The 10,518-nt window shown below is 67.5% G+C and carries 8 protein-coding genes; 1 reads left to right on the top strand and 7 read right to left on the bottom strand.

Features of this window, described 5'->3' with window-relative positions; all coding sequences use genetic code 11:
- The 4 genes from ABZ646_RS30095 to ABZ646_RS30080 form a co-directional block, all read right to left on the bottom strand.
- On the bottom strand, nucleotides 1-1,493 hold a 1,493-nt coding region (locus ABZ646_RS30095; protein WP_360525598.1), incomplete at its 3' end, for an ATP/GTP-binding protein.
- Nucleotides 1,490-1,900, bottom strand: coding sequence for a hypothetical protein (locus ABZ646_RS30090; protein ID WP_360525595.1), 411 nt, complete (start codon nucleotides 1,898-1,900; stop codon nucleotides 1,490-1,492). The genes ABZ646_RS30090 and ABZ646_RS30095, both read right to left, overlap by 4 nt.
- A 120-nt stretch (nucleotides 1,901-2,020) precedes the next feature.
- A complete protein-coding gene (locus ABZ646_RS30085; RefSeq protein WP_360525592.1) occupies nucleotides 2,021-2,215 on the bottom strand; it encodes a hypothetical protein in 195 nt (64 codons plus the stop codon).
- An 8-nt stretch (nucleotides 2,216-2,223) separates the two neighbouring features.
- On the bottom strand, nucleotides 2,224-3,075 hold the full coding sequence (locus ABZ646_RS30080) for a helix-turn-helix transcriptional regulator (protein ID WP_360525590.1): 852 nt from the start codon (nucleotides 3,073-3,075) through the stop codon (nucleotides 2,224-2,226).
- A 264-nt stretch (nucleotides 3,076-3,339) separates the two neighbouring features.
- Between ABZ646_RS30080 and ABZ646_RS30075 the strand changes: the two genes are divergently transcribed.
- Entirely contained in the window at nucleotides 3,340-4,008 is a 669-nt protein-coding gene (locus tag ABZ646_RS30075; protein ID WP_360525587.1) for an ATP-binding protein, read from the top strand.
- 60 nt (nucleotides 4,009-4,068) lie between these two features.
- Here the strand turns inward: ABZ646_RS30075 and ABZ646_RS30070 are convergent, their stop codons facing one another.
- From ABZ646_RS30070 to ABZ646_RS30060, 3 genes are all read right to left on the bottom strand, one after another.
- Complete coding sequence (locus ABZ646_RS30070) at nucleotides 4,069-5,934, bottom strand: DUF1998 domain-containing protein (RefSeq protein ID WP_360525584.1); 1,866 nt, start codon at nucleotides 5,932-5,934, stop codon at nucleotides 4,069-4,071.
- Complete coding sequence (locus ABZ646_RS30065; RefSeq protein ID WP_360525581.1) at nucleotides 5,931-9,185, bottom strand: helicase-related protein; 3,255 nt, start codon at nucleotides 9,183-9,185, stop codon at nucleotides 5,931-5,933. Before ABZ646_RS30065 ends, ABZ646_RS30070 begins: the two co-directional genes overlap by 4 nt.
- Nucleotides 9,182-10,518 (bottom strand): 3'-5' exonuclease (locus ABZ646_RS30060; protein ID WP_360525578.1); only part of this gene is annotated, 1,337 nt, incomplete at its 5' end. The genes ABZ646_RS30065 and ABZ646_RS30060, both read right to left, overlap by 4 nt.

Below are 10,518 nucleotides of genomic sequence, written 5' to 3'. Positions count from 1 at the left end.
GCCCGCCCCACACGTTGGCGTAGCCTGATGAGCCAGACGTTGTCCTCGGACAGACTGGTTTCCAGTAGCGCGCCGGCGTGGTTGCTCAGGCTGAGCGCCGAGGCGTAGTCACCGCTTTGATGAATCGCGGTGACAAGTCGAAGGGCGCATTCTGCCGCTGTTTCCACTGTTGGTTGACTGGTTGCCCAACTCGTCGTCCTCTGCAAAAGCGCTATCACGTGCGGCGCGAGCAGGTTCACCACGAGGCTCTGCGTCCCTCGATCAGGCTCCTCCGGCAGTAGCGCGAGACACAGGCGAGCCGCAGTTGAGGAGAGTTGCTCCTGCTGGTCGGCGGGTACGGCTCGGGCGACGCTGTTGAGGAGTACGCCGTGGGTGCGTAGGCAACGCATTTCGCCGGGCGCCAGCTCGGTGAGGGAATGGTCGATGAGCCCGCGCAGAGCCGACTCGACGTGCGATGCCGGGAGCACCGGACCGAGTTCGGCGCCCAGCAGCACGGACAGCGGTAATGGATCACTGGCCCAGCAGGCGAGCAGACGCAGAAGGTGGCCCGCTTCGGGTAGCCCCTGTGCGGCGAGGGCATCGAGAGAGAGTTGCCAGGTGCGGCTGGGCAGATGCCGAGAATCCCCGCCGATGGCTGTGGCGCCTTGTTCGATGAGGTCGATGGGGTCGTCACCCGTGCTGCCGCCGTCGAGTCGACGTCCGTAGTCGGCAAGGCTCCATGGATCGATCACCTGGTGGGCGAGGAATCCGCCGGCGAGGGTCAGTGCCAGAGGGAGTCGCCCCAGGCGGTCGGCGACCTCCGCGGCATCTTCGATCGACCCGGCATGCGGTGCGAGATCGCGCAGAACGAGGGCGGCATCCTCACGTGGGAGCACTCCGAACTGGAGCAGTTCCGCACCGGGCCACCAGTGGATCGCTGCCTGTCGGGTTGTGACGACCACAGTCCCGCTGGAGCTGGTGCGCAGCCAGCCGCCGTCGCGGAGGATGGCGGGATCGTCGGCGTTGTCGAGTACCAGGAGCCACGAGCGGTCGGAGCAGTCGAGGTAGTGCCAGACGAGATCGGCGGCGGGACGCAGCCCGCTGCGGGCTCCGACCAGTTCGCCGTCCGTGGCGCCGCGGTCGGCTGCAACGGCGAGCATCCCGGCGCGTAGAGAGGCGGAGTCGGAAGCGTTCACCCATAACCCGAGCCGGCCCACCTGGTCGGTGGCGTATTGGAAGAGCGTGTAGGCGACCGCGGTCTTGCCACAGCCGCCCAGACCGTGAAGGACGTAGGCGCGGTTGCCGGCGCCGGGTTCGACGGCGGCGCGCAGACGGTCCATCTCTCCGACCCGGTCGCGGAGGACCAGAGGCGTCCGGCCGACCTTTGGGCGGCGCACGGAGTCCGGCCCCGACCAGTCCGGGGCATGATGATGATGCTCAGTGATGTATTGGTCACCGGTGGCTTGGTAGATGCGGCCCTGGCCATCGGCTCGGGCATCGTTGTGACCGCTCACCGGCGGTCGAAGTTCTGGTCGCGGCCCGCCTGGTAGACCCGAGCGTTGCCGGAGGCGGTTGCGTGCTGTGTCACCGATGGGCCCGCGGGCGTGTACGGAGCCAGGTCATTCAGCAGCGTCCGCAGCGCCTCGGTCTCCTCAGGGTGCGCGGCGAGCAGTCGCCGTATGCGGCCCTGCCACTCCCGACCCAGCTCGCTGCGAGATTCGAGGTCACCGTCGGCCTGCGCGGCCAGCAGGTCTTCCCGGGTCACTTCGAGTTCGGCGGAGATCGCTGCGGCCCGCTCCGGCTCGGCACGGCGCCACAACGATGCGATACCGTCCCTGGCGCGCTGCCACACCTCGGTCGTCAGCAAGGTCACCAAGGTTGTCCCTGCTGTACCCGCAAACATGGCCGTCTCCGGATCCATGAAGCTGCCCCTTCCGACCCGTTACTACCTGATGCCACAGAGTAGTCGGCGGAGCGATCGACTGCCACGGCTCATGCGTTCACCGCCTGCGCTGTGGACGTGTTCTGTCCGGGCGTGCCATCACCCGAGAAGGTGGTCCGCCTTGCCGGCCTTGATGTCGAGGATCATGGTCCGCAGGGCGTCCTGGCTGTCCGTGATGAAACGGTCCTCCTGGCCGTGCACCGCTATGTAAGCGTTGCCGGAGTCGTCCACGCCCATCCGGAAGCACGAGTTGCCTTCCCCGCAGAACGGGTCTTCCCACTGAATCTCTGGCATGACGTCTCCTAGAGTTCGCGTGCGATGGCGTGGATGAAGGCCCTTGAGTCGTCGGGGGACAAGGCCAACTCCTCCAAACGATCCAAGTGAGCCCGGTACTTGGTCAATTCTGCCTCTCCATGGAGGAAGTCCGGGCCGTGGGAGTTGTCGATCTGCACGGTGTCCAGTTGAGCCGTCGGTCCTTCCGCGTACAGAACGGTCTGCCCCGCCCCGGGAAAGGCTCCGCTGGTGAAGGGGACGACCAGGACCGTTCGACCGTCCCTTTCGGACTCGTCCAGCAGGTGTTCGAGCTGTGCGCGGCTGACTCCTGGGCCTCCGAACTGCATCCGCAGCGCAGCCTCGTGCACGATCCCCGTGAAGGCGGGAGCGGCCTCGGAGGCGAGCACCTCCTGTCGGTTGCTGCGGTGAGCCGCTCTCAATGCCACCTCGTGTTCAGGTAGCTGTGGGAGGACGGCGCGGAAGACCGCGAGGGCGTAGTCGGTCGTCTGGAGCAGGCCGGGAATGTGCACCGTGCAGGCGGTGCGCATGCGAACCGCCTGCCACTCCAACTCGGCGATGTCCAACAGGCCTTGAGGAAGGGTCCCGCGATACCGCTCCCACCACCCCGAGGTGCTCGGTGAGGCCATTTCGACCAGGGCGGCCACGAACTTCTCGTCGTCGCAACGGCAGTGGTGAGCCAGGGTGCGCAGCCGCTCTTCGCTGATGCTCCGAACCCCGGACTCCATGTTGGAGATCTTTCCGCGATCTACACCGAGGAGGTTCGCGGCCTGCTCGGCGGACACTCCTGCGGCCATCCGCATCCTCCGCAACTCGTGACCGAGGCGCCTCTGACGTTGCGTCGGTACTGCCCTCGGGGCCATGTCGATCCTTCCGTTTCGGGCTCGGAGGGCAGTCTGCCGTGCGGTGCGGCTCGCCAGCCACGAACGAGCTAATTTGCCTTGAAGAGTGGCAAATTTACCAAGCTGTCTTCTAGCTTGGACTTCGCGCCGCTGACGCACAGCGAGCAGAAGCGCATCGCGTATGCCCCCCGTTCTCTCCTGCCCTGGGAGGGGTGGCCTGCGCCAGGGTGACAGGCCACTGCTTCACGAGCAGCGCAACGAAACAGGTGGACGAAGAAGTAGGACATGGATTGCGGTGCGTGTACGCCGAGAGAACCTTGGGATCTTTCTTTCGCTGCCGAGCCGGCGGAAGTGGCCGCGCTGCGGCGCTTGCTCCGGACTCATCTGGGCTTCTGGGGGCTGGCGGAGCTGACGGAGTCGGCCCAGCTCTGCCTGAGCGAACTCGTCTCCAACGTGATCACTCACGTAGGCCCTGGTACCCCGACGACACTCGCCGTCTCCGTCAGCGATACGCACCTGCGTATCGAAATCCATGACCCCGACACTCGGGCTTTACCGCGTCTGGTCGACTCGGCCGGCGACGCCGAGACGGGGCGCGGTATGGCTCTCGTGGCCGCGATGTCCGAACGCTGGGGTGTCCAGCTCCTGTCCGATCGCAAGATCACGTGGGTCGAACTCGCGGCGGGGCCGGCGGAGGCGAACTGCCGCGACAAGGACGTCAGGGTCTCCAGGGCCACGAATTGCCTCCACCTCTACGAGGTGGGACGTCTGACTCACCTTCCAGGATCGAGCAAGCTGAGCACCATCACCGCGGAGGAGGCGGCGATCGAGGTCATCGCAGACCTCCTTCACTGGCTTCGCGTCCACGGCCATGACGCCGACGAGGCCCTGGATCGCGCACAGATGCGGTTCGAGGCGTATACAAGCCATGCCGTGGCAGGAGAAGATTCCTGACCCGCGAGACGCGGCGAAGACGCCGAACGGGTGGGCGCCTTCGCCGGGACGGGGTGGACGTCAGAGCTTCAGGATGTCGGAGAAGAATCCCACCTGGGGATCCTCAGGAGTGCCGACGAGCAACGCGCGGTCCAACAGGATGTTGTTGTGCTCGCAGCTCGTCTCGGGGAGCATCACGCACGCGTGGCAGGCCGCCAGATTGATTCCCCCGGCGCCGGACGCCTCGGTTTCCATGCAGAGCGGGTCCGAGGAGCACCACTCGGCGCGGTGTACGGCCGAACGGACCGTGCGATCGAGAGTCTCCGGTTCGCCTTGGGCTACCAGGCCACCCAGGCTGCCCGCGGAGTCGCTCGTCGCCGTGTAGACGAGCACCCCGGCCATGTCGTCGGCGGCGTACAGGCGCTCGCGCAGGGACGCTGCCGGGTAGCCCGCCTCCAGGCTCCACTCGTTGATGAGGACGTGGGCCAGGGTGTGCAGCAGCACCATGCGAGGGGTGGCCGGGGAGTGGACGTCCTGGCTCGGGTCTTCAGCCCGCTGCTCGAGCACCCGCTGGTGGGCGGTGCGCATCCGTTCGATCCGGGCTGCCACTGCCGGAGCCTTCTCCCAGGCGTCCAGCCGGTCCTCGTCTAGGCGGAGGAAGACTCCCTCGCCCCGCACCTCCATGGCCGGGAGCCAGCGCAAGGGGTGTTCGGACAGAGGCATCTCCTTGGAGTCGGTCGTCGACTCGGCGTCCACGAGCCGGGTGAACGCCTTCAGAGCGCGCACCTCGCGGAGTTTCTTGACCAACATGGGGCCGGTGACGCCGAGCGGATCGAGCACGCTCTGGTCGCCCAGTGGGGTCTCGCAGACGAACTGCTCCTCACGGGTGTGCTCGCTCTCGTCGTTGCCCGCGCGTAGACGCTCGTACTCCTTGTTGCGAAGGGCTCGGTAGCGGTGGTCGAAGGTGGGGGTCGACTCGCCGTCGGGGTCCTCCTCGCGCTCCGCGTCGAGCAGCGTCATCACGTCGTCCAGCGGTACGGGACACTTCCCCTTGAAGACACCTTTGAGGTAGATCTCGACGTGGTCGCGCTCGTCGTACTCACGAAGCGCGTCCCAGTGTTCGGCGAGTGGATCCGCGCGGCCGTCGCTCCACGGCGGGATGGAGAGCGCAGACTTCAGCACCGGCTGCCATACCGCAGACGAACCGCGCTGCAACGTGCGCAGGGGAAGTCCGCACTCCTTGGCAGGGGCGGACGAACCGAGCCACGGACGGGGCCCTCGGCACTTGAGGCCCAGGTCCTTGAGAGCGTTCCTGCGGAAGGAACCCTCCATCGAGACCTCGGGAGCCTGTCCACAGGTGCAGGAGACCAGGATGGAGCGGAGCGAGGAGGTGTGCCCGGACATACGCAACTTGAGCTTTCCTCCGCACTGTGCCGTCGGCGATGCGCCTCGGTCCTTGGAGCGGTGCACCCACTGCCAGTACGGAAACTCGCCGAGATGTCCGGCCTCGCACGCGACGACGAAACGGGAGGGGACCAGGTCGACGTCACACGTGCCGCAGACACTTCTACCCGCGGGCGGGTTGAAGTCGCGGTGCCGCTGCAGGTCATTGCATTCCGGGCAGAAATGCATCAAGGGGAAGCGACGGACGCGGAGACCGTCCTTGCTGGTGTCGTCGGAAGCCGGCGGCAGCCGGAAGTAGTCGACGTCCAGCAGCCGAGCCAGTCGCCGTTCGTGGATTCGGGGGGATTCATCACGACTCCAGCTCTGCTCGGCCTCGTCGAGCCCCGAGACGATGAAGGATTCGTGATCAACGGCGATGAGCGAGCCGACGCCGTACGTGGTGATCGCCTGGGCACGACGGACCGCACCCCGCCGGGGAAAGTTGTGGACGGGTGCGGCACCGTTCGTACCGGTCCGGCGACGGCGGGCGGGCGGCGGGGTCATCGGGTTCCCTCCATGAACAGGGCGGTCTCGGCGTCGACGTCACGCAGGCTCCACAACGTGGACCATGCGTTCACGTCCTCGGACTCGTCGTCGTACGCCTTCAGCAGCGAAGGAGTACGACGGCCCCTCTGGGGCTCGAACAGCAGGCCGCTGTGGATGTCGGCTTCCTCGCACCACCACTCGACGAACTCGTCGAAGGCCTGGGACACGGCGTCGCTCTCCTCCGGCATGACCGCCTCGACGCGCTCCAGGAGGATGGACTTGATGCTGCTTCGGAGCACGTCCTCGTAGGACTCCACCTGGCCGGCGCCTTCGTTGGGGCGGGCGGCGGGGATCATGATGCGGGCGAGGGCGACGATCACGGCGTGCAGGCCCCGGTCACGGGCGCGGGCGGAGAACGGAGTGACGGAAGTGGACTCGACTTCGCGGTACAGGGCCGAGTGGAAATGCTGGAAGCTCTCGTAGTGGGAACGATCCCGGGATCGTGTCGAGTTGAGCATGACCGCGACCAGACCGGGGTGCGCGCGGCCGACCCGGCTGGTGGCCTGGATGTACTCGGCGGTCGTCTGCGGCTGGCCCATCACGGCCATGAGACCGAGGCGGTCCACGTCCACACCGACCGCGATCATGTTGGTGGCCAGGAGGACGTCCACGGCGTCGTGGTCGGGCCACCGTTTCTCGATGCCCTTGAGACGGGTGGGGATCTCGCTGGCGTCGATACGGCTCGTCAGCTCCGAGTAGTTGGCGACCGAGCGGACCTCCACCCCCTCGCGCGCGGCTAGCACTTCGAGGTAGGCCACCACGTCGTCATGGACCTGGAGTTCGGCCGCGGACAGCAGTCGGAGGCTGTTGAAGTAACCGACGAGGCTCCAGTACGCGTCGCGCACCTCGTCCTCGGTCTTCGCCTGCTTGGCCCGGTGCAGCAAGGTGGCGTAGGTACGGATCAACAGGGTGGACTGGCTGGTGCCGGGGGCCAGGAGGCCGACGTAGCGTCGGCTCGCCTTCTCCTCGCGCGGTGTCTCCACGGCGAACCAGGAGTCGCGGGCATCCAGGCCCGCCGGCGGGAACTGCCGTACCTTGCGGGCGAAGAGGTGGCGTCCCTGGTCGGCGGCGCGACGGATGGTCGCTGTGGAGGCGATCACCTTGGGCCGGTCGGCGAGGGCGTCCACGGCGGTCTCGTACAGGCCGGTGAGAGTGCCAAGTGGCCCGGAGATCAGGTGCAGCTCGTCCTGGACGATCAGTTCCGGGGGAGGGGTGCCGTCGGCCGGGTCGTCGCGGTTGAAGAGCGCGGAGGTGGCCGGACGCCACGGCATCGAAGCGAACTTGTCCACGGTCGCGATCACCAGGGTCGGCCGTGCGTCGTACACCGCCTCGTCGATCAGGTGGACGGGGAGGCCGTCGTTGAAGTCGCAGTCCACGCCGGGGCATCGGACGTACATCCGCTTTGCGTCCTCGTCGACTTCGTAGTTCCGTGCGTCGAGGCGGGTCCCACACCAGGGGCAGGCGTGCAACTGGACAGGATTCTCCGTGGCGAGGCGCTTGTCGAGGTTCCTCCGCAGTTCATCGAGCTTCAGGCCGGCAGCGGCCAGCGTGTTGGGGGTGGCGGAACGCCCCACCCACATTCCGACGGAGAACTCCTCATGGCCCAGTTCGGGTGTTCGGCGTCGCATCTGCTCCATGGCGCAGAGCAGAATCGCCGCTCGCTCGAACTGCTGGAGGGTGAGCAGCCGCAGGGTGTAACGCATGAGGACGGTGACTCCACCGCCGTCCGCACCCTTGCGGATGCGACGCAGGAACGACGTGAGGGCGATCAATCCGAGATAGGCCTCTGTCTTGCCACCACCAGTGGGGAACCACAGCAGATCGGACACCTGCCGGTCGTCGTGCGCAGGGTCGTCGATGCCGGCCAGGCAGAGCAGCAGGAACGCGATCTGGAACGGGCGCCAGCGACCGGCGGCCGGGACGGGGGAACCCACCCGGCCCTCCTTCACCCACTTGCTTCGGGCGCGCTGGTCCGCCATGGCGTGGTTGGCGTGGCGGAACGCGCGCATGAGGTCGGGCTTGGTCCGCAGCAGCTCGATGCCTTCACGGATACGGTCGAGTGCCTCGCGGCAGGCGCTCACCTGGTCCCGGGCGGGCTTTTCGTGGTTGGTGCCCGTCAGCGCGTCCGCCTCGGCCGACTTACGGTCGATCCAGTGTTCGTATCCCGTGGCCAGCCCTGCCAGTGCGGCCAGGACCTCGGCATCGGACCGTTCGGCCAGCCCCAGCATCGACAGTGCCGAGCTGTCGATCTCCGGGTTGGAGTCGGTCAGCAGCACCTCCACCGTAGGCACGAACTGGCTGCGCACTTCGGGGACAGCAGGCGTTTCGGCCTCGGTCATACCGATCGGCTGGGGAGTCCAGTCCCACTCGGCGGCGCATCCGTGTCCGACCGCGAAGGTCGGGGCGTGGCGGTGCAGCAACCGACTGGTCGCGATCTCCGGGTCAGGGGCGGCGGCCGGGGCCGGACGCTCGACGAAGGCAGTGGAGCCGTCGGCGGCGCGGACCCTCAGACCGCACTGGAACAAAGAGAAGGCGTCCTGAAGATCCCGCTCGCTGACCTTCTGCCTATTGATCAGTGTGACCGTGACCGTGACCGTGTCGTTGGCCGGATCGTGGGGCCGGACGTTGACATGCAACGCGGCCTCCGGGGTGAGTTCGATCGTCTTCCTCGGATCCGGTCGGGTCACGTCGATGTGCTGGTCGGGGAAGACGAGTTTCCTGCGCCGCCACTGCTCTCGCTGGTCGGCGGTGGTACGTGCCTCGGCGCGGCGGGCCGGGACGGGCTTGCCGTCGGCGTCGGTGGGTTCGTAGACAGCCGCGTGGGCGGCGACCACGATGACACTGCTTATGGTCGGGCGGACTGCGAAGGTGAGACCCATCGAGGAAGGACGCCTGTCCCCCGAAGCGCCGACCTCCTGTGCGGTGCCGGACTCCTCGACGTCTTCCCGGGTGAGCAGAGGGGCGGCATCCAGGCCTTCCTGCTCGGCCGCGTCCTCGTCCTTCCGTTCCTTCGCGGCCCTGTCCGCGGCACGCGGATACAGCACACCGGTCAGGTAGCGGTCGATTGGCGCGTCCTGGGTGAGTACCTCGTCACGATCGTCCGCCTCGGCATCCATTGCGGGGCCGAGGAGTTCGCGGCGGAGCCCCACCAGGAGCTCCTCGTCCCGGACCCGGTAGTGCTCCGAGTGCGGGTCTGCCACCTGCGTCATGCGCGCTGCTCCTCGTAGTCGTCGGCTCTCCGGTACCGGCCGATGCCGGTGATCCGCGGGGCGATCCACACGCCTCGCTCACCAAGTCCGGCGTTCGTGCCGGCGGCGGTGCTGCCTGTCACGGTCTCCAGGGTGTCGATCCGCAGGTCGTGGATCTCGTCGGGCCACCAAGGGTCCCAGGTGCGGTTGACCTTCTGTACCTGGAAAAGATCCTCGCGGAACCGCTGCGAGGCCTCCCCGATCTCCTTGCCGTCGTGCATCAGGGCGTACGGCGGGCTCTCGACCTCGCTCATCGGCAGGTCGTGCCGCTTGCGCAACAGCACCTCCTGGCCGGGCTGCACGTGTTCCAGGAGATACGCCTGGGTGGCGACGGCATCGCCCTGGTGACCGGGTGGGTCGTTCCGGCACACGTCGCCCGAATCGGCGACGATCCCGTACCTGTCGTACGACCGCCACGACCCGAGGTAGCGTCGGCCGTGACGCCGCCCCCCCGCACGCTTGAAGTGCGGAAGCTCGGGTGGGGCCACGTGGTACAGATCCTGGCGGGCACGCGTCATGGCCACGTACAGGGCGCGAGCTTCTGCGGGAAGGTCCAATTCGTCCTGGTGCCGCTTGTGCAGTTCCGCGACGGGCGGTGGCGTAAGGACGATCACCCGGTCGAACTCCAGGCCCTTGGCCCGGTGCACCGTCGAGACGACGATGCGGGCGTTCTCCGGGTCAGCCGCTTCGTCCGGGAACCTGCCGTCGGCGACTGCGCGGCGCAGCCGGTCCAGATCGAGCACCCCGCGTCCCGCTCCGCGTGCGACCCTACGCAGCACCGGCCACAGGGCGGTGCCGTCAGGCTCGTAGGGCTGAGGGATCTCCGAGAGGAGAGTGCGGAACCGATCCTCGGTGAGGCCGGTCGCCTCCGTGCGACGCAGCAACTCCGCCACCCAGTAGGGCACCGGACGCTCTTCCAACGGGCGCCGCAGCCGGTGGTCGATGCCGTGGGCGTGCAGCAGGCCGGAGACCACGAGGGCCTGCTGGTTGTCACGGGTGAGGATGGCGCAGGTGTCGGAGACATCTCGCAGGCCCTCCAGGGTGAACTCGTCATCGAGGGCGCCCATGCCGTTCGCCGGATCCAGGAGAAGATCGCGCAGTTCCTCGTAGAGCCTTCCGGCTTCGCCCTTATCGGTGACCTGCTGGAGAAGAGGGCCGTGCGCCAGAGCGACCCGGGCCTCGGCCGTGGTCGCCCGGAAGTTCCTCGTGAGGCGGTGGAGTCGGTCGCCGAAGCGTACGGGGACGCGGTGGGCGTCGAGTTGCCGGCCGGGGGCGTCGAGTCGCCCTGCGGGGT

The sequence above is a fragment of the Streptomyces sp. NPDC007162 genome (assembly GCF_040634175.1).
Classification (GTDB): domain Bacteria; phylum Actinomycetota; class Actinomycetes; order Streptomycetales; family Streptomycetaceae; genus Streptomyces.
Note: the sequence above shows the minus strand (reverse complement) of the source record. Positions and strands in the feature narration are given on the sequence as shown.

Bases quoted from the DNA above. Each gene is read 5' to 3' on its own strand.
- ABZ646_RS30080 (WP_360525590.1), bottom strand. From the start codon at position 3,075: ATGGCCCCGAGGGCAGTACCGACGCAACGTCAGAGGCGCCTCGGTCAC.
- ABZ646_RS30090 (WP_360525595.1), bottom strand. From the start codon at position 1,900: ATGGATCCGGAGACGGCCATGTTTGCGGGTACAGCAGGGACAACCTTG.
- ABZ646_RS30065 (WP_360525581.1), bottom strand. From the start codon at position 9,185: ATGACGCAGGTGGCAGACCCGCACTCGGAGCACTACCGGGTCCGGGAC.
- ABZ646_RS30085 (WP_360525592.1), bottom strand. From the start codon at position 2,215: ATGCCAGAGATTCAGTGGGAAGACCCGTTCTGCGGGGAAGGCAACTCG.
- ABZ646_RS30075 (WP_360525587.1), top strand. From the start codon at position 3,340: ATGGATTGCGGTGCGTGTACGCCGAGAGAACCTTGGGATCTTTCTTTC.
- ABZ646_RS30070 (WP_360525584.1), bottom strand. From the start codon at position 5,934: ATGACCCCGCCGCCCGCCCGCCGTCGCCGGACCGGTACGAACGGTGCC.